Origin of the sequence: Pandoraea capi, from assembly GCF_902459735.1 — a bacterium.
GTDB classification, from domain to species: Bacteria; Pseudomonadota; Gammaproteobacteria; order Burkholderiales; family Burkholderiaceae; genus Pandoraea; species Pandoraea capi.
In genome coordinates this window covers 127,566-147,133 of record NZ_CABPRV010000003.1, presented here as the reverse complement: position 1 = coordinate 147,133, position 19,568 = coordinate 127,566, and the positions used below count along the sequence as shown (strand labels likewise).

Sequence of the window (19,568 nt, the reverse complement as noted above, 5' to 3'; positions counted from 1 at the left end):
TTCGATTGGCAGATGCTTAGTGCCCGACGCGCGGCGAGAACCGAAGAGCACGCAACCGTTCGTAATATGGCGAACGACACGGCGGGTGCGGCACGCGCTATCGTGGGCGCATGAAAAGGAGACCCGCCATGCGCTTGTCGGCGTTCCGCTCACTTCGTTCGTTCCCTTTGGCGGCACACGGCCGTCGCCGTCCTCGGCTTTCACTCCGGTGGTTTGCCGCCGGCCTGATCTGTATTGCAACACTCTCGCTCGGCTGCACGGGCAACGCCATCGCGCAGGAGAAGGTCAAGGTCGCATCGCTGGATAGGGACAGCGACGACAAGCCTCTCATGATCGATGCGTATCTGTTCCGCGCGGTGAACGCCAACGCGCCGACACCCGCCGTCGTCTTCATGCACGGTTGCAACGGCATGTTCTCGCGCAGAGGCACCATCGACGGACGAGAACTCGACTGGGCGCGCCGCTTCAACGCACAGGGCTATGCGGTGCTGATGGTCGATAGCTTCACGACGCGCGGGCAGGGCAGCGAGTGCGCGAAGGGCGGGCCGGTGCGTCCGTGGGCCGAGCGCCCGCGCGATGCCTACGGGGCGTTGCGTTACCTGCAAGCGCTGCCGGACATCCGCCCGGATCGCATCGCCTTGATGGGCTGGTCGCACGGCGGCGGCACGACGCTGTTCTCCATTGGCCCCAAGCGCCCGGCGCGAGCGCAAAGCGACACGTCGGCCCCCGACTTCGCGGCCGCTGTCGCGTTCTACCCCGGCTGGTGCAACGCGAAGGCGCAGGGCGCGGACTGGTCGACGAAGATCCCGTTGCTCCTGCTCACGGGCGCCGACGACGTCTGGACGAAGGCCGCCCCCTGTGACGCCTTCGTCAAGGACGTCACCGCCAAGGGCGCCCCGATCACGTTCCACATCTATCCGGGGGCGTATCACGACTTCGATACGCCGAATCTACCGGTGCGCGAACGCCCCGAATTCACGAATCCGAAGACCCATGTGGTGCCGATTACCGGCACCCAGCCCGAGGCCCGCGAAGATGCCATCGAACGCGTGACGGCATTTTTGGCCAGGACGATTGGCCAGTGATTTTGCGTGAAAATGTATTGCGGCCACGAGCGTGTGGCCGTTAACGCAGGCTGGACGGTGCTTATGGACGATTGCCGAGAAATTTATGCACCGGCTATCCACAGCTTAATCACTGAAAAGCCCAGGATTTCCACAGAAAATCCACCGGCTTATCCCCGGGTTATGCACGACATATCCACCACCTATCCACGGGATATTCACTGGTTATCCCCGTCATTTCCGGCACTTTTCCTCACGATTTCCACCGTCTATCCCCCAGCAATCCACAGCGTTACCCACAGCCCTGACACAGCTTGCTCACAGGGTTATCGACAGTGTTATCCACAGTTGAAGGTGGCGTAGGCGATGGTTCGGCGGAAACGTGCAGGGGGCGCTTTTACTGCGGGATTCATCATGACTGCCCCGAGGCGGGCGGGAACGGCGAGGGTCACCTCGACGCGAGCACAGAAAACAAAATCGGCCGCGACGAAGGCGGCCGATTGAGTATCGGAGACTGCTACCCGGAGTCACGATGCGCCAATTGACGCAGGCTCACGGGGTGAAGCCAGTACAGCGATTCGCGATTGCGATTAGTTACCGAAGTAGGTGCTGCCAGCAAGCTGGGCGTTGCCGACCGAACCCGGGGTCACCGCCGACACTGCACCGCCACCCACCGTCGAGACGGCTTTCGGGTACACCGTGTCATGTTGTTGCAGCAGGCCGGCCTTCTGCGCCTGCACCAGTTCTTCACGAACTTGTGCGCGGGTCAGCACGCTGGTCTGCGGCACCCACGAGAACTCCGACGGGCCGTCGAAAGCATCGCTGGCGAAAGCCGAACCGGCTGAGACAGCCAGCATTGCAGAAACCAGGGCAGAGGTAATAAGAGTGCGCTTCATGATGATTCTCCTGTCTGTTTGAAAGAGGCGATGTTCAATTCATCGTCGACAGTTGCAGTCTATTGCCATCATCAATCGCAATAAAGTCGATAATTGTCTATTTCTAATTGCTTGTTTAGAAATAATTGGAAACATTTCCCGGTATCGACGGTCGAGCCAATACGTTTAGAAGTAATTGCACACTCTCGTTATGACCTTTGATATACGAGCTTATAGTGCGAAGATTTCTCGTATATTTAAAATATATTATTAATTCCAAGAGTCTCCGGCAGAAACGAAGACGGGACGCCGTATTCGGGCGTCCCGTCGTAGGTCACGAATGGTCCAGCTACGGCACCTACTTCGCCGTGGCCGCCTCCTGCGCGGTCGCCGTCTCGACACCCGGACCCGCCGTCTGCGCCAGCACGGGTTTGAGCGCGATACCGGTGTGGCTCGCCTTGACCTTCGCCAATGCGTCGGGCGACGTGGCGGCAACGACCGTCCCGCCATCCTTACCACCCTCCGGCCCCATGTCGACGATCCAGTCGGCCTCGGCAATGACATCGAGGTTGTGCTCGATGACGATCACCGTATGCCCGCCGTTCACCAGCCGGTGCAGCACATTGATCAACCGTGCCACGTCCGCCATGTGAAGACCGACGGTTGGCTCGTCGAGCACATACAGCGTGTGCGGCGACTTCTGGCCGCGACGCGTGATGTCGTCGCGCACCTTGGTCAATTCCGTCACCAGCTTGATACGCTGCGCTTCGCCGCCCGACAACGTCGGCGACGGCTGCCCCAGCGTGAGATAGCCAAGGCCAACGTTCTGCATCAGTTGCAGCGGATGCGCAATGCTCGGCATCGACGCGAAGAATTCGACGGCTTCGTCCACTTCCATCGTCAGCACGTCGCCAATGCTCTTGCCGCGCCACGTCACGGCCAGCGTCTCGGCATTGAAGCGCTGCCCGTGGCAGACATCGCACAGCACCTTCACGTCGGCGAGGAAACTCATGCCGATCGTGCGCACCCCTTGCCCTTCGCATGCCGGGCAACGTCCCTCGCCGGTATTGAACGAGAAACGCGACGCCGAATAGCCGCGTGCGCGCGCTTCGAGCGTATCGGCGAATAACCGTCGAATCGTGTCCCAGAAGCCGATGTACGTCGCCGGGCACGAACGCGGGGTCTTGCCGATCGGCGTCTGGTCGACTTCGAGCACGCGGTCGATCATCTCCCAGCCGGTCACCGACTCGCATCCATGCCACGCATGCACGACCGGACGCTTCGGCTCGGCCGGGGCGTCCGACTTCGCACGCGGTTTGCCGTCCGCCTTCACGACATGACGCACCGAGCCCTTGCGCGCACGACGCTCCGCCGGCGAAGACAGCACCGATCGGCCCACGGCATCGAGCAGGTTCGTCATGAGCACATCGCGCGCGAGCGTCGATTTGCCCGAGCCCGAAACGCCGGTGATCGCCGTCAGTCGCGAGAGCGGCAGCGATGCCGTCACGTTCTTCAGGTTGTGCAGCGTGGCGCCGTGCACCGTCAGCCAGTTCGGCGGTACGGCTTCGATTTCCTTCGCTCCCTTGCCGGCCTTCACCGGGGCAACGACCTCCCGGCGCGGCTGAAGCGGATGCTGCAACGGATGCGCGAGGAATTTGCCTGTCAGCGAATCGGGATGCGACGCGAGATCCGCCACATTGCCCTGCGCCACGAGCGTGCCGCCGCGCTTCCCAGCGCCCGGGCCGATATCGATGATGTGATCGGCGCGACGAATCGTATCCTCGTCGTGCTCGACCACGACCAGCGTGTTGCCCTGGTCGCCGAGCTTGCGCAACGCGCCGAGCAGAATGCCGTTGTCGCGCGGATGCAGCCCGATGGTCGGCTCGTCCAGCACGTAGCACACGCCCTGCAAGTTGCTGCCGAGCTGCGCCGCGAGACGAATTCGTTGCGACTCGCCGCCCGAGAGCGTCGGCGCGGCCCGGTCGAGCGTGAGGTAGCCCAGACCGACCTCTTCGAGAAACTCCAGACGCCCCTGAATTTCGCTGATCAGATCGCGCGCAATGCTCGCGTCGCGACCGGTCAGTTCGAGCCCCTGAATCCACTGGCGTACGTCCGTCACGGTCCATTGCGCGACGTCGGAAATCGCATGAGCGTCGAACGTCACCGCACGTGCCACGCCGTTCAGACGCGCACCATGACAATCTGGACACGGCTGATCGCCCACGTCTTCCGGCTCCTGCTCCTGAGACGGCAACGAGTGTTCGCGCCCCCGGTTGTCCTGATTGAGGACGGTATCGTCGAACGCTTCACGCTGCTCGCGCGTGAGCGCCAGCCCGGTGCCCACACACGTGGTGCACCAGCCGTGTTTGCTGTTGAACGAGAACATGCGCGGATCGAGATCCGGGTAGCTCGTGCCGCACACCGGGCACGCACGCTTGACCGAGAACACCTCGATCTCGCCCACGCCTTCGCCCGGTTGCTCATCCGACATCGTGTCGTCCAGACCATCGAGCGGCGCGAGCAGATGCATCACGCCCTTGCCAAGTTCCAGCGCCGCCGCCAGCAGCGTACGCAGCAGACCTTCGTTCTCGGGCGCGATCACCACGTCGCCGACTGGCAATTCGATGGTGTGCTCGCGGAAACGATCGAGCTTCGGCCACGGATCGACCGGCAGGAACACGCCGTCGACACGCAGATGCGAATGCCCGCGCGCCTTGGCCCACTTCGCCAGATCGGTGTAGATCCCCTTGCGTCCGACGACCAGCGGCGCGAGCAGCCCCACGTGCTGACCGCGACGGTCGCGCATCAGTTGCGCGACGATGGAGTCGGGACTTTGCGCCGTGACCGGTGCGCCATCGTGGATGCAATGCTGAATGCCGAGCTTCACGTACAGCAGACGCAGGAAGTGCCAGACTTCCGTGGTCGTCGCCACCGTACTCTTGCGCCCGCCGCGCGACAGACGTTGCTCGATGGCGACGGTCGGCGGAATGCCGTACACCGCGTCGACCTCGGGGCGTCCCGCCGGTTGCACGATGGAACGCGCGTAGGCATTGAGCGATTCGAGATACCGGCGTTGTCCCTCGTTGAACAGAATGTCGAACGCGAGCGTCGATTTGCCCGAGCCGGACACCCCGGTGATCACACTGAACTTGCCGCGCGGAATCGCCACGTCGAGCGACTTGAGGTTGTGCTCGCGAGCGTTGACGATGCGAATGTCGTCGCCGCCCGCCGGCTTGCGATGCGCGCGCGCAGCCCGCAACGCCGTTTGCAGCGGCATGCCCGCATCGCCAGTGGTGTTGCCAGCCGCCACGGCCAGCCCCGGTGCGACGACCGTGCGCTCGTAGTCGGCGAGGGCGCGGCCGGTGTGCGAGCCTTCGCGAGCGACAACATGCGCCAGCGTGCCGGCGCACAGCACTTCGCCACCGCCCTCGCCGCCTTCCGGCCCCAGGTCGATGATCCAGTCTGCGGCGCGCACCACGTCCAGGTTGTGTTCGATGACGAGCAGCGAGTTGCCGCCGTCGAGCAACTTGCCGAACGCACGCATGAGCTTCGCGATATCGTCGAAGTGCAGGCCGGTCGTCGGCTCGTCGAAGATGAAGAGACGGCCGCGATGTGCGACCTTCTGGCCGCTGGCCGTCTTCTTCTGCGCCGCTTCCGCGAGGAAACCCGCAAGCTTCAGACGTTGCGCTTCACCGCCCGAGAGCGTGGGCACCGGCTGGCCGAGCTTCACGTATTCCAGACCGACGTCCACGATCGGCTGCAACACGCGCAGCACGTCGCGATCCGACGAGAACAGCTTGACGGCTTCGTTGACAGTGAGTTCGAGCACATCCGACACGCTCAGTTCACGCATCGCTTCGCCCGGGACCGCGCGCTGGATCTTCACGTCGAGCACTTCGGCGCGGTAACGCTTGCCGTCGCAATCCGGGCAACGCAGATACACGTCGCTCAGGAACTGCATCTCCACGTGTTCGAAGCCGGAACCGCCGCACGTCGGGCAGCGGCCGTTGCCGGAGTTGAAGCTGAACGTGCTGGCGTTGTAGCCGCGTTGCAGCGCCACCGGTTCTGCGGCAAAGAGTTTGCGGATCTCGTCGAACGCCCCGACATAGCTCGCCGGGTTCGAACGTGCCGTTTTGCCGATGGGGGACTGATCGACGAACACCACGCCCGACAGTTGTTCGGCGCCGATTAACTCGTCGTGTGCACCGGGCGCCTCGGTCGGATCACCGAAGTGACGCGCCAGCGCCGGGCTCAGAATGTCCTGCACCAGCGTCGATTTGCCCGAGCCGGATACGCCGGTCACGCACACGAGGCGTCCGAGCGGAATGTCGACGTTGACATGCTTGAGGTTGTGCTCGCGCGCGCCGGTCACGGTCAGGCGCGGCGTGGCGTCGTCCACCGGGCGCGCCCGCCAGTTCGACGCATTCGCCACGTGCTTGCGTCCACCGAGGTAGCTGCCGGTCAGCGTGTCGGCGCGCCGCACTTCCTCCGGCGTGCCGTCGAACACGATCTGACCGCCGCGCTCGCCCGGTCCCGGCCCCATGTCGATGACACGGTCGGCGGCGAGCATCACCGCCGGATCGTGCTCCACGACGACCAGCGTGTTACCGGCGTCGCGCAGGCGATGCATGGCCGCCACGATGCGGTCCATATCGCGCGGATGCAGGCCGATACTCGGCTCATCGAGCACAAAGAGCGTGTTGACGAGCGACGTGCCGAGCGCCGTCGTCAGGTTGATACGTTGCACCTCACCGCCCGAGAGCGTGCGGCTCTGACGATCGAGCGTGAGGTAACCGATGCCGACATCGCACAGATACTTCAGACGCGTACCGACCTCTTCCTGCAGGAGCTTGAGCGCGTCGTCGAGCAGGCTGGAGGGGAACGTGAGCGAATCGAAGAACTGACGCACCCGCGTGATCGGCATGAGCATCAGATCGTGCATGGTCAGGCCGGGCAGCGCTTCGAGCTGCTCGCGCGACCACGACACGCCACGCGGCATGAAGCGCTGGGCGGGCGACAGCACGGCGTCGGCGTTCTCTTTCGAGCCGAGCCGCCACAGCAGGCCTTCCGTCTTCAGACGCGCACCGCCGCAGGTTTCGCACGTGGTGTAGCTGCGGTACTTCGAGAGCAGCACGCGGATGTGCATCTTGTACGCTTTCGACTCCAGATAGCCGAAAAAGCGGCGAATGCCGTACCACTGCTTGTTCCACTCGCCCTGCCAGTCGGGATCGCCTTCGATGACCCACTCGCGATGCTCTGGCGACAGCTTCGACCAAGGCGTATCGCGGGGGATGCCGGCCTTGCCCGAGTACTCCAGCAAGTCCTCCTGAATCTCCTTCCACGCCGGCGTCTGGATGGTCTTGATGGCGCCACCGCGCAGCGTCTTGCGCTCGTCCGGAATTACCAGCCCGAGATCGACACCGATCACGCGGCCGAAGCCGCGACACGCTTCGCACGCGCCGTAGGCCGAGTTGAAAGAGAAGAGCGCCGGTTGCGGATCGGCGTAGTGCAGATCGCTGTCCGGGCAGTGCAGGTCTTGCGAGTAGCGCCAGATTTCCGGCTCGCCGGCCTCGGCAAGCACGTAGACGTTCACGCGAGCGCGACCACGTTTGAGCGACGACTCGATGGCTTCCATCGCGCGCGCCTTCTCGGTGTTCTGCAGGCGGAAGCGATCGGCCACGACGTCGAGCACCTTGCGCGTGCCCTCGGCGGTGGTGATTTCGCGCTCGGCCTGCACGCGCGTGTAGCCGGACGCCGAGAGCCATTGCTCGACCTCGTCGGGCGTGACACTGCCGGGCAATTCGACCGGGAACGTGACGACCAGACGCGGATCGTTCTGCGCGGTGCGCGCCATGAGATCGGCGTAGATCGTTTCGGGCGTGTCGTGACGCACCGGCTGCGCGGTTTCGCGATCGAACAGCGCCGCCGCACGGGCGAAGAGCAGCTTGAGGTGGTCGTTGAGTTCGGTCATCGTGCCGACCGTCGAGCGCGAGCTGCGCACGGGGTTGGTCTGATCGATGGCGATGGCGGGCGGCACGCCTTCCACATGATCGACCTGGGGACGATCCATGCGGTCCAGGAACTGCCGGGCATAGGCACTGAAGGTCTCGACATAGCGCCGCTGGCCTTCGGCGAACAGCGTGTCGAACACCAGGCTCGACTTGCCGGAACCGGACGGACCGGTCACGACGGTCATCTCACCGGTCTGGAGATCGACGTCGAGGTTCTTGAGGTTGTGCTGGCGGGCGCCACGAATACGGATGGCGTGGCTGGCCGACGGGACGGGTTTCGAGGAAGGCTTATCCACTTGGTCTCTGGGCAGACGAGAGAGCGCATGCGCGCTTTGGGGTAACTACTCTATCAGGCCGATACGACAGTCGCTGGCAGCATCCATGCGTCGCCCGGCACGCTGGGATTGTACTGTACATTTGTACAGCACCAAGCGATTCCCGCGTTGACGGTGGTCTTAATTCGGAGAACACCCCAAACCACTAATTTGCCTTCTATCCGTCACCGCGCGACAAGTCATGCGACAGGTCGTGATATGATGCGAATGATTATCATTAACCTCAAAAGCTGCTAGATCAGTGACGGTTGCAGGTACATGCAGCCGAGCCAAAACCATGATGCGTGACGACAACGGGGGACGCCAGGACTACGCACGCGCCGACGCGTCCGGCGTGGCTGCGCTCTATCACGATCACCACGGCTGGTTGCGCAACTGGCTGCATCGCAAGCTCGGCAACCACGGCGACGCCGCCGACCTCGCGCACGACACCTTTGTGCGTCTGCTCAGCAAGGACACCCCCGTCTGCCCGCGTGAACCCCGCGCCTTCCTCACCGTCGTCGCGCAGGGGCTCGTCGCCAATCTGCATCGGCATCGCAAGATCGAAGCGGCCTATCTCGAAGCGCTCTCCGCCCAGCCCGAGGCGGTAGCCCCCGACCCCGAAGCCCGCGCGATCCTGCTCCAGACACTCATCGACATCGACCGGCGCCTCGACGGCCTGCCGCCGGTCGTACGCCGCGTCTTTCTCATGTCGCAACTCGACGGCCTCGCCCAACGCGAGATCGCCGAGACCCTCGGCATCTCCATCGCCACCGTGCAACGTCACATCGTCAAGGCGCTCCACGCCTGCTGCTTCGGAGGGACGCACGCATGAGCCTGCGCCCGCCGTCCGCTCATGGCGCCGCCCCAGCGGCATCCCTGCTGCCCGAGGCGATCACGCTGGCAGCCACGGAATGGTTCGTCCGCTTGCAAGCGACGACCGACGCCAACGCGCAAGCCGCCTGGCAACAGTGGCACGACGCCGACGCGCGGCACGCGCTCGCCTGGCAGCGCCTCGTCGACTTCGGCACGCATTTGCGAACCATTCCACCGCTCGTCGCGCACACCACGCTCGTGCGCACGCGAGCGAATCAGGGACGTCGGCGCGTACTCGGCCTGCTCGCCGTCGCGGGGGTGACCGGGGCCGTCTGGTCCGTCGGCGACTCGAACGCCGTAAGGGCATGGCGTGCGGACTTCAGCACAGGAGTCGGCGAGCGCCGCACCGTGCAACTGGCGGACGGCACCGTGCTCGCGCTCAACACCGATTCCGCCGTCGACGTGCATGTCTCGCAGGACGTGCGACGCCTGCGCCTCGTGCGCGGGGAAATCGCCATCACGACCGGCGCCGATGCCGATCACGGCCATCGCCCGTTCTTCGTCGATACCGCGCAAGGCAGCCTCCAGGCACTCGGCACGCGCTTCACCGTGCGCCAGCACGAGGGCAGCGCCGCCGTCGCGGTCCTCGAAGGTGCGGTGCGTGTCGCTCCCGCCAACGTTGGAAATATGGCCAACGGCGCGACGATCCTCACCGCCGGGCAAGGCGCGACCTTCGACGCCGCCGCCGTGCGCTCGCGCTTCGACGACGTCGCCATCGCCAACGCCGCGGCGGCGTGGACGCAAGGCATGCTCATCGTCCACGCGATGCCGCTCGGCGACTTCCTCGCGGAACTCGGCCGCTACCGACGCGGCCACCTCGGCTGCGCGCCCGACATCGCGAACCTGCGCGTCTCGGGCATCTATCCGGTCGACGACACCGACCGCGTGCTCGACATGCTCTCGCGCGCGTTACCCGTCGAGGTCCAGCGCTTCACCCGCTGGTTCGTGCGCGTACAGCCCGGCAACCCTTCCGGCACACGCTCCGGCAAATCGTCGGACAGCCCACCCACATTGCGCGCCGTCGGCGGCGACCGCACGCATACCTGAAGCACCACGGCGTCGCCAGCGCCGCCTGCGGCACACCGTCCAAAAATATTTTGACGTCGGATGAGGGGTTTTCGAATCTCGCGGGGCATAGACAGGAAAGCCCCGTTTCGATTTCGATGTTTCGATGCGCCAACGAAAGGAATCCGCCGTCATGTCTTCTCACGTCAGCCCCACGCCCCTGCGTGCCGCACGTGTCCGCACGTTCGCCCGTGCTGAAACCGCCCTCGCCCGACACGTCACCCAGCGCGCCGTCACGCTGGCGACCGGTACGCTGTTCGCTCTGAGCGCCATTGCTGCCGCCACGGCTGTCAGTGCACTCACCGCGTCGAATGCCCACGCGCAGACGGCATCCCCCGCAACGACCGCGCGTGCCGCACAGTCGCTGCACATCCCTGCGGGCTCACTGCAACAAGGGCTGGTCGCGTTTGCGCAGCAAACCGGCCTGATGATTTCGTACGACGCCGCCCAGATCGCCGACAAACGCACGGCAGGCGTGTCCGGCACATACACACCCACGCTCGCCCTGGCGATGCTGATCGAAGGCACCGGCCTGCAAGCGACCGGCCAGCCCAACGGCGGCTACATCGTCGCGCCCGGCCCGAACGCCACCGGCGCCGCCGCAGGTCCGGCCGTCGCGCTGCCGCAAACGGACGTCAACGCACGCGCCGAGCGCGACGTCGCCCGCGGCCCGGTCGTCGGCTATGTCGCGACACGCAGCGACACGGCAACGAAGTCGGACACGTCGATCATGCAGACGTCGCAGTCGATCAGCGTGATCCCGCGCGATCAGATGAACGATCAGGCCGTGCAGACGGTGACCGACGCCCTCAAGTACGCCGCCGGCATCAACGCCGATCCCTACGGCAGCGACACCCGCGCCGACTGGTTCTACATTCGCGGCTTCAACGCCGACGTCTATTGGGACGGCCTGCGTCTGCCGCAGATCGCCAACCGTCCCGGCAGCTACGCCGCCGTGCGCGTCGACCCGTACACCCTGGAGCGTGTGGAAGTGCTGCGCGGCCCCAGCTCGATCCTCTACGGCGCGGGCAACCTGGGCGGCCTCGTCAATCTCGTAAGCAAGGCGCCGAGCGCCGAGCCGTATCGCGAGATCGGCATCGACTACGGCACGTTCGACCGTCGGCAGCTTCGCGTCGACATGACGGGTCCGGCCAACGAAGACGGCACGCTGCTGTACCGCATCACCGGTCTCGGCCGCATGTCGAATGCGCAGACGGACAACGTCAGCGACGATCGCATCATGCTCCAGCCGTCGATCACGTGGCGCCCGAACGCGCGCACCAGCTTCACGTGGTTCGTCAACTACACGCAGGACAACATGGGGTCGTCAGTCAGTTACGGCCCGGCGCTCGGCATGGTGAATCCGTCGCGCTGGGGTCGCATCGACCGCGATTTGCTGACCGGCGACCCGTCGTTCGACCGCTACCGCAAGACGCAGGTCGCGACCGGCTACCGGTTCGAACACCGCGTGAACGACGCGCTGCAAATTCGCTCGACGGCCCGCTTCACGCACATGGATCTCGACTACAAGTCGATCTACGGCACCGCGCTGCTGGCCGACCAACGCACGTATCAACGCACCGCGTATCAGGCCGAGCCGATCCTGAACGGCTGGCAGCTCGACAACAACGTGCAGTACGACACGACGACCGGCCCCGTCGCGCACAAGGTGGTCGGCGGCGTGGACTTCCAGACGCAACGCTTCCTCAACCGCGTATGGACGGGCACCGCACCGTCGCTCGATCTCTACGCGCCCGTCTACGGCGTGAAGGGCGTACTGCCTGCCAATCCGACGACCAGCACCGACCAGACACAGACGCAGCTCGGCCTGTACTTGCAGGATCAGATGCGCTGGGATCGCTGGTATCTCACGCTCGGCGCACGCGAGGACTTCACGTGGTCGACGACGGACAACAACATCGCAAAAACGTCGGTCGAGCAAACGCCGAACAAGTTCACGTGGCGCGCCGGTCTGCTGTACGAATCGGCCATCGGCCTGTCGCCGTACTTCAGCTATTCGACGTCGTTCCTGCCCACCCTGTCGACGAACCTCGCGGGCACGCCGCTGCAACCCACGACCGGTCAGCAGTACGAGATCGGCCTGAAGTATCAGCCCGTGAATACCGCCGCACTCTTCACGGCGTCGCTCTTCAACCTGACGCAGCAAAATGTCTCGACCGCCGATCCGGCCAACACGCGCAACACCATCCAGACGGGTGAAGTGCGTTCGCGCGGCGTGGAACTCGAAGCTCGCATGAGCCTGACGTCGCGTCTGAACATGGTCGCGAGCTACACCTATCAGGACGTGGAAGTCACCCGCAGCAACAACGCCGATCTGGGCAAGCGTCCGTATGGCGTGCCGCGCAACATGGCGTCGCTGTGGGCCGACTACAACTTCGGCAGCGTGGGCGATGCCAAGCTCGGCGCGGGCGCAGGCATCCGCTATCTGGGGCAGACGGCCGGCGACTCGGCGAACTCCTTCTCGGTGGCGAGCGTGACGCTCGTCGACGCCTCGCTGCACGCCGACATCGGCTGGCGCTGGCGTCTGCAACTGAACGCGAGCAACCTGTTCGACCGTACCTACGTAGCAGGCTGCAACACCACCGTGCAGTGCTACTACGGCACGGGACGCACCGTGATCGGCAGTATTACGGCACGCTGGTAAGCGCGCCAGAAGCCGTAACGCGAAGCTGTAACGCGAAGCGCCGGGTCGTATTGGGAATATTGGGAATCGGCCCGGCATCGCGCCCTTGTCGACGTAAACGGATGGAGTAGCATGGCGGGATTCCAGCTCTCTCACGCACGACATGGGCGCAATTCACGCGGTGCGCGACGCGATGCAGTACATCGCCGCTCTGGCTTTGGCAAATGCTTCGGTCTGCGCTCAGTCAGCCCGTCCGGCAGACGTCTCGCTCCCCCTCGCGCGGGGCTCGGCGCATACCCGCCGGACTTCACTCACGCCGCAACGCAGGACGCGCCTCGCCGTCCTCCTGCCGCTCGTCATCCTCACGGCGTGTGCGAGTAGCCCCGAATCGTCATCGACGACTTCGACGTCTTCATCGACGTTGCATCCATCGGCGACGGCCGCCCCGGCCACGCGCTATAACGTCAGCCGTTTCCCCATCGAGCACTACGATCAGGACGTCGATCGCTGGATCCGGCCCGACGCGCCCAACTACGATCAACCGCTACTTTCCGCACAGGAGCAGGCGAAGCGATTCGCGGCCTTCCGCGCGCGATACTTCGGCACCGCGCCACGCGATCCGTCACCGTGGAACGGTGCATGGCTGTCGACGTCACTGCTCAACGCCGCTGGTGCATCGCAGATCGCCGACTCGCAGGCCCGCCGCGCGCGACGCTTCGACAATAACCGTCCGGGCGTGCGCAAGACGTACGGCGAGAACTTCCAGCCGCATACCCCGGCATGGGCCCGCGCCATCGAAACGAACATGGCGCTCGCCCAACTCGACGCCGATCACGCAAGCTGGGCTTACGACCCGCGACGGCGCGGCATCACCGTCGATAACGCGCTGGTGCGCCTGCTGCCGACCCGCGACCCCGCGTTCTACGATTTCCGGGAAGCGGGCGAGGGTTATCCGTTCGACGCCCTGCAAGACTCCGCGTTGCGCCCCGGCACGCCGGTCTACGCGCTGGCGCGCAGCAACGACGGCGCGTGGCTGCTCGTCTATTCCCCGGATCTGATCGGATGGGTCGAAGCTCGCACGGTGGCATCTGTCGACGAGCGTTTCGTCGCCACCTGGCGCGCGGCCGCGCAGCGCGAGCTGGGCGCCATCGTGCAAGGCGACGTGCCGCTGGCCGACACCGTACCGGGCACGACGAACGCCATCTACCGGACGTTCGCCCCGATCGGTACGGTGCTGCCCATGACACGGTCTCGCGACGGACGTCAATTCGCAATGATCCCCGTGGCCGACGCCCAGCGTCGCGCGCAGATCCGTATGACCGCGCTCGACGCCTCGGCCCTCGTGCCGATGCCGTGGACGCTGACGCCCCGGCACATGGCGCAGGTGATGAAGCAACAGATCGGGCACCCGTATGGCTGGGGCAACACGCTGTTCTACAACGATTGCTCCGCCGAGACACGCAGCCTCTTCGCGCCGTTCGGCGTATGGCTGCCGCGTCACTCGTCCGATCAACTGCGGGCGGGCAAACGCACCGATCTGCGCCATGCCGATATCGATACGCGATTGCGTGTGCTGGCCGAGCGGGGACGTCCGCTCATGACGCTCATCCACATCAACGGTCACATCATGTTGTATCTCGGTAATGCCACCCGAGCCACGCCTGCCGGGGGCGACGAGACGGCGAGCGTGCCGATGACTTATCAAAACGTGTGGGGACTGTCACCGGCGGATAACAGCCGCCGCAACGTGATCGGCGGTTCGGTCATCCTGCCGTTGCTCAAGACCTATCCTGAAGATCCCGACGTTCGCTCGCTCGCGGGCAAGCCGCTGTTCGAGATCAGCGTGATCGGCGGCGACGCGTCGGACAGCGGTGACAGTGCACACGCTCCCGACGTCGAATCCGAAGAAGAGATGCCGCAGTAGTTTCTGAACACCGTGCGGTTTCACGCACGGGCGCCGGGTCCTGGGCCATCGTCGTGCATCACCGACATGTAGCGACGTGTGACGACATTCGGCGGCGAGCGCCGCAATGCCTATGCCCGGACGTTCAGAAACGCTCCGCGCTGAACGGCGATGGGTCGACGAGCGGCGTCTCGCCGGTCATCATCTCGGCCACGAGACGGCCGGTCACCGGCCCGAGCGTCAGACCATGATGGGCATGACCGAACGCGAACCACAGATCCCGATGACGCGGTGCGGGCCCGATGACCGGCTTCATGTCGGGAGTACAGGGCCGACGGCCAAGCCATGGCGACGGATCGACGCGCTCGCCCAGCGGGAACGTGTCGCGCGCCAGCGGTTCCACCGCGGCCAGTTGCACCGGCGTGGGTGGTGTGTCGCGACGCCCGAGTTCGACACCCGTCGTCAGACGAATGCCGCGCGTCATCGGCGTGATGAGGAAGCCGTGCTCTGCGTCGAGCACCGGTTGATTGAGGCGCGCGCCCGGCTGCGCGCGATAGTGCATGTGATAGCCGCGCTTGACGGCCAGCGGGAAGCGGTAGCCCAATGCACGCGTCACGGTATCGGCCCACGGACCGAGGGCGACGACAGCACGACGTCCTTCGATGCGACCGGCTTCCGTGCGCACCGACCAGCGCGGCTGCAACGTCGTCGCGTCGCCGACGAAGATGCGTCCGCCAAGCGATTCGAAGTAACGCGAATAGGCCTCGACGAGCGCCCCCGGATCGCTGACGGAATCCGATGCCGTGTAACGCAGACCACCGACGAGCGCGTGCGTAAGCGACGGCTCGTCGTCTCGCAGACGCGTCGCATCGAGCCGCTCGAACGGCACGCCGTACTCGGTGTGCCAGCGCTCGGCGTCGCGTTGCGCGGCGTCCATCGCGGCACCGGTGCGAAACACCTTGACCCAACCGCCTTCGCGCAGCAAATGCGCCGCCCCCGACGCCGCAATCAGTTCACGATGCTCCGTCACGCAATGCGCGATCAACGTGCTGTAGTGACGTGCAATCTGCGCATGACGCGACGGTTCGGAGTGATACCAGTAGCGCGCGAGAAAGGGCGCGACCGTGCCCATCGCCGACGGGTGGTAGCGCACATCGGTGGAGCGATTGCGAGCGAAGCGGAGCAGGGTGCCGGGATCACGCGGAAACGCGTACGGATACACGCCTTCGCGTTGAATCAGCCCCGCATTACCGAACGAGGTTTCGTTGCCGGGTGACTTGCGGTCGACGAGCGCGACCGACATGCCGCGTCGCTGCAAATGGACCGCGACGGAAACACCAACGATACCGGCACCAAGCACAAGGGCGTCGAACGTCATGGGCATGCGTCTGACACGTCGTCAGACGATCTGAGAGGGAGCGGAGAAAAGCGTCGGGCTCGCTCGCGAAAGTCGCAGGGGTGAGCCCGGAAGGTAGCCGGACGCGCCGGGGTACGGCGAAATCCAGTGCGGCGACGTTACGCCAGCGCGGTCACGGCGATTTCGACTTCGAGCCCGGCGCGCATCAGCGGCGACTGCACGCAGGCACGCGTCGGGGCGTGGCCTTCGGGCACCCAGGCGTCCCACACGGCGTTGAATTCGGCGAAGTGCTTGGCATCCGACAACCAGATGTTGGCGGTGAGAAGACGCGACTTGTTCACGCCGGCCTCGGCGAGTAGCGAATCGATGCGGGTGAGGATTTCGGTGGTTTGCTGCGTGACGGACACGTTCGCCGTGTCGGGCACCTGGCCGGCCAGATACACCACGCCGTTGGCGATCACGATCTGGCTCATGCGAGCGTTGGTATGCAGACGCTTGATTTCGTTCGACATAGGGGGCACCGAAAAAATGAGACGGGCCGGGAGTCGGCCCGAGTGCCGCTATCTTATACGACGCTTGCGGTGTCTTCGGGGCCGCGTCCAGTCCAGATCGACGAATGGAACGAGCGTCAGCGATTGCGTTGGGCCAAAGCCCGGCGAACGCTCGACGCGTTACTGCCGGATCAGCGCCATCGCGCAATCGAGCACGGTGCGCTTGAGGTCGGCCATGCCTTCGGGGGGCAGGAACGGCCCCATCATGTGGCGGTACGACACGGTCTTGCTGATGGCCGACGTCAGCATGAAGAACATCACGTCCGCGTCCGACACGGGGCGCTTCTGCGCTTCGAGCCAGTCGGCGACGAGCGGCACCATGGCGTCGCGATACGGCCGCACCAGCCGTTGGGTCAGGATATCGAGCCGCTCGCCTTCCTCGGTCGCGGCGGTCGAGAAGAACATGCCGACGTCCGGATTCTCGAACACGGCCTCCACGAACAGGCGCACGGCCTGCTCGATGCGCTCGAACGGTTCCATCGGCGCGTCACGCAGCGCATTCGTCTGCTCGACCATCGAATGCGTGAGTCCCGCAATTTGATCCACCACAGCGACCCACAACGCCTCTTTCGACCCGAAATGATGCGAAATCAACGCAGCATCGACCCCTGACGCCTCGGCAATCTGCCGCACGCTGCTCGCATAAAAGCCACGCTGCGCGAAGATACGACGGGCGTTGAGCAGCAGCGCGTCGGCCCCATGCGTGCAGTCGCACGTCGGGCGCCCGCGGGTGCGTTTGCGAGGCGAATCGGGTTGCGAGATGGCTTTGGTCGGAGTCATTGAGTGATGGGTTAGTGGAATTTGCGAGAGTCGTTTGCGCGAGCAGTGCCACAAGTCTACCCGACCCGAACGCACCTGCCTGCCCAGACACTTCCTATTTGACACGTCGGGTACACGCTCGCTATTATGCGCTTATTCATCACTTGTTGAATTTGACATTTCCCCCCAAATGTCTCGCGCAAACCGAATCGTGATCGTCGGTGGCGGTATCGCCGGCCTGATGCTGGCCACTCGTCTGGGCAGAACGCTCGGCCGTACCGGTGCTGCGCGCGTGACACTTGTCGACAGTCATCCCACCCATCTCTGGAAGCCGATGCTGCACACCGTGGCGGCAGGCACGTGCGACGTGGCTCACACCCAGGTGGCGTACCTCGCGCATGCGTGCGGCAACGGGTTCACGTATCAGGCGGGACGCATGAGCGGGCTCGATCGCGCGCGTCGGGAGATTGTGCTCGAAGAGATGGAGGGGCATGACGGCAAGCGCTTGCTGAGCGAGCGTCGCGTGCCTTACGACGCGCTGGTGCTCGCGCTCGGCTCACAGGCCGACGACGCATGCGTACCGGGCGTTCGTGACGTCTGTCACTTCATCGATAGCCAACCGCAGGCCGAAGCGTTCAATGCAGCGTTGCATTGCGAAGCGCTAAGCAGCGCAGTGAACGACGACGCGTTGCGCATCGTGATCGCCGGCGGCGGCACGACGGGCGTGGCGCTCGCGGCCGAGTTGAGCCGTTCGTTTGCGTTGGCGGCCGGCTATGGCGACCCGCAGATCTGCGAGCGACTGAAGCTCACGCTGGTGGAGCGCGGGCCGCGTGTGCTCGGGGCATTCCCGCCGGACGTATCGGCATCGACACAGGCGCAGCTCGAACAGTTGGGCTTTCGTGTACTGACGGATACGCGCATCGTGTGTGCGGATCGCGACGGTTTCTACCGCGACGACGGTCAGTTGATTCCCGGCGATCTGCTGGTGTGGGCGGCGGGTGTGAAGGCACCGGACTGTCTGCGCGGCATTGGCGGATTGACGACCAACGAAGCGAATCAGATTGTCGTTCGCGCCACTTTGCAGACGGCGCAGGACGAACGCGTCTTTGCCCTTGGCGACTGTGCATCGCTGGCAGCGGAGCAGGGGGAATGTGCATTGCCGCCGACGGCACAGGTGGCGACACAACAGGCGGCGCATCTGGGCCGTCATCTTGGCGCGTGGCTTGAGGGTCGCGCAATTCCGCCGTTCGCTTATCGCGATCCTGGCGCGTCGTTGTCGCTGTCTGGCTACAACGCGTTCGGGGCGCTCGGGCGATTCGGCTTTTTCAAAGGTGGCATCGTGCGCGGACGCTTTGCGCAGTGGAGCCACGCCATGTTGTACCGGCGTCATCAGCATGCGTTGCACGGGTTCGCTCGTGCGACGGTGTTGATGAGCGCGGAAAAACTCGGCGGCCTTCGCGGGCCGCGCATCCGGCTGGCCTGATCATGCGAAGCGACCGAACCAATTGCCCGAACCGAAGCGGCAGCAGCCGCGCCTCTGGAACGTCCTCCGTTGCGTCGTCTGCGGCGTCCGCATCCCCGTCCAAGACGTCCCGTGCGTCGCGCTCGTCGCGCGCGGCACGTGAGCCGGGCGGGTCCTATTCCCCGTGGCAGCACACCGTTGCCATGCTCGACGCCGAACCCGTCGTGTGCCGGCCGGTGATTCCGTACACCCGACGTGCGCCCATCGTGCGCGTGCTGGAAATATCGAGTGAGCTGACGATCACGGTGTCGTGGAACGACGCGACCGGCGGCAACTACGGCGCGCAGATCTGGCGCATTCGCAAGGCGCCGCATCCGGGTGTTTGCGCGTTGACGAACGAGACCATCGACGCGGGTGATTTCGTCTACCGTCCGCTGTTTGGCGATGTACCGCCGCTCAATGCCGACGCCATGATTTCGGCCGAAGCCATTCGCGTGATGCGCGAATCGGACAATCGCGAACTCGAACCGGCCTGATCGCCAAACAACATCACGACGCGCGAAATCGCGTCTCGAACACCTCGACATCCATCAACGACATACCCACGCGCTGAAAAGCTGCTCCCCCCCTCCCCCCGGTTTTGTTTCAGCGTGTTGCCGCCCCTTGAGGGCGGTTTTTTTGTCTCTA

The 19,568-nt window shown here is 64.8% G+C and carries 12 protein-coding genes; 7 read left to right on the top strand and 5 right to left on the bottom strand.

Annotation, left to right across the window (positions count from 1 at the left end; all coding sequences use genetic code 11):
- Positions 1 to 128: 128 nt before the first annotated feature.
- Positions 129 to 1,085, top strand: a complete 957-nt coding sequence (locus PCA20602_RS07395) for a dienelactone hydrolase family protein (protein WP_174980888.1) — start codon at positions 129 to 131, stop codon at positions 1,083 to 1,085.
- A 569-nt stretch (positions 1,086 to 1,654) separates the two neighbouring features.
- Here the strand turns inward: PCA20602_RS07395 and PCA20602_RS07390 are convergent.
- Both PCA20602_RS07390 and uvrA read right to left on the bottom strand, forming a co-directional pair.
- The gene (locus tag PCA20602_RS07390; RefSeq protein WP_150720675.1) at positions 1,655 to 1,960 is read right to left on the bottom strand and encodes a DUF4148 domain-containing protein; all 306 of its coding nucleotides are present in this window, start codon (positions 1,958 to 1,960) and stop codon (positions 1,655 to 1,657) included.
- Positions 1,961 to 2,297: 337 nt separating this feature from the next.
- The gene (gene uvrA, locus PCA20602_RS07385) at positions 2,298 to 8,246 is read right to left on the bottom strand and encodes an excinuclease ABC subunit UvrA (RefSeq protein WP_150720674.1); all 5,949 of its coding nucleotides are present in this window, start codon (positions 8,244 to 8,246) and stop codon (positions 2,298 to 2,300) included.
- Between the two features lie 316 nt (positions 8,247 to 8,562).
- Between uvrA and PCA20602_RS07380 the strand changes: the two genes are divergently transcribed.
- The 4 genes from PCA20602_RS07380 (at position 8,563) to PCA20602_RS07365 (ending at position 14,773) form a co-directional block, all read left to right on the top strand.
- On the top strand, positions 8,563 to 9,099 hold the full coding sequence (locus tag PCA20602_RS07380; RefSeq protein WP_246182074.1) for a sigma-70 family RNA polymerase sigma factor: 537 nt from the start codon (positions 8,563 to 8,565) through the stop codon (positions 9,097 to 9,099).
- Entirely contained in the window at positions 9,096 to 10,187 is a 1,092-nt protein-coding gene (locus PCA20602_RS07375; protein WP_150720673.1) for a FecR domain-containing protein, read from the top strand. The genes PCA20602_RS07380 and PCA20602_RS07375 overlap by 4 nt, the downstream gene beginning before the upstream one ends.
- Before the next feature lie 151 nt (positions 10,188 to 10,338).
- Complete coding sequence (locus tag PCA20602_RS07370; protein ID WP_174980886.1) at positions 10,339 to 12,870, top strand: TonB-dependent siderophore receptor; 2,532 nt, start codon at positions 10,339 to 10,341, stop codon at positions 12,868 to 12,870.
- Between the two features lie 142 nt (positions 12,871 to 13,012).
- Positions 13,013 to 14,773 carry a C40 family peptidase gene (locus PCA20602_RS07365; RefSeq protein ID WP_246182073.1) on the top strand — a complete coding sequence of 587 codons (1,761 nt, stop codon included), beginning with the start codon at positions 13,013 to 13,015 and terminating at the stop codon, positions 14,771 to 14,773.
- Positions 14,774 to 14,897: 124 nt separating this feature from the next.
- Here PCA20602_RS07365 and PCA20602_RS07360 read toward each other — a convergent pair whose 3' ends face one another.
- The 3 genes from PCA20602_RS07360 to PCA20602_RS07350 all read right to left on the bottom strand — a co-directional run bounded on the left by PCA20602_RS07360 (position 14,898) and on the right by PCA20602_RS07350 (position 17,440).
- On the bottom strand, positions 14,898 to 16,130 hold the full coding sequence (locus PCA20602_RS07360) for an NAD(P)/FAD-dependent oxidoreductase (RefSeq protein ID WP_150720671.1): 1,233 nt from the start codon (positions 16,128 to 16,130) through the stop codon (positions 14,898 to 14,900).
- A 137-nt stretch (positions 16,131 to 16,267) separates the two neighbouring features.
- Positions 16,268 to 16,621 carry a RidA family protein gene (locus tag PCA20602_RS07355; RefSeq protein ID WP_039394400.1) on the bottom strand — a complete coding sequence of 118 codons (354 nt, stop codon included), beginning with the start codon at positions 16,619 to 16,621 and terminating at the stop codon, positions 16,268 to 16,270.
- Between the two features lie 159 nt (positions 16,622 to 16,780).
- The gene (locus PCA20602_RS07350; RefSeq protein ID WP_069340495.1) at positions 16,781 to 17,440 is read right to left on the bottom strand and encodes a TetR/AcrR family transcriptional regulator; all 660 of its coding nucleotides are present in this window, start codon (positions 17,438 to 17,440) and stop codon (positions 16,781 to 16,783) included.
- A gap of 169 nt (positions 17,441 to 17,609) precedes the next feature.
- Here PCA20602_RS07350 and PCA20602_RS07345 point away from each other — a divergent pair, with 169 nt between their 5' ends.
- Positions 17,610 to 18,902: an NAD(P)/FAD-dependent oxidoreductase gene (locus tag PCA20602_RS07345; RefSeq protein ID WP_150720670.1), complete on the top strand. Its 1,293-nt coding sequence runs from the start codon at positions 17,610 to 17,612 to the stop codon at positions 18,900 to 18,902.
- A gap of 182 nt (positions 18,903 to 19,084) precedes the next feature.
- On the top strand, positions 19,085 to 19,417 hold the full coding sequence (locus PCA20602_RS25555) for a DUF3331 domain-containing protein (protein WP_174980884.1): 333 nt from the start codon (positions 19,085 to 19,087) through the stop codon (positions 19,415 to 19,417).
- Positions 19,418 to 19,568: the final 151 nt, after the last annotated feature.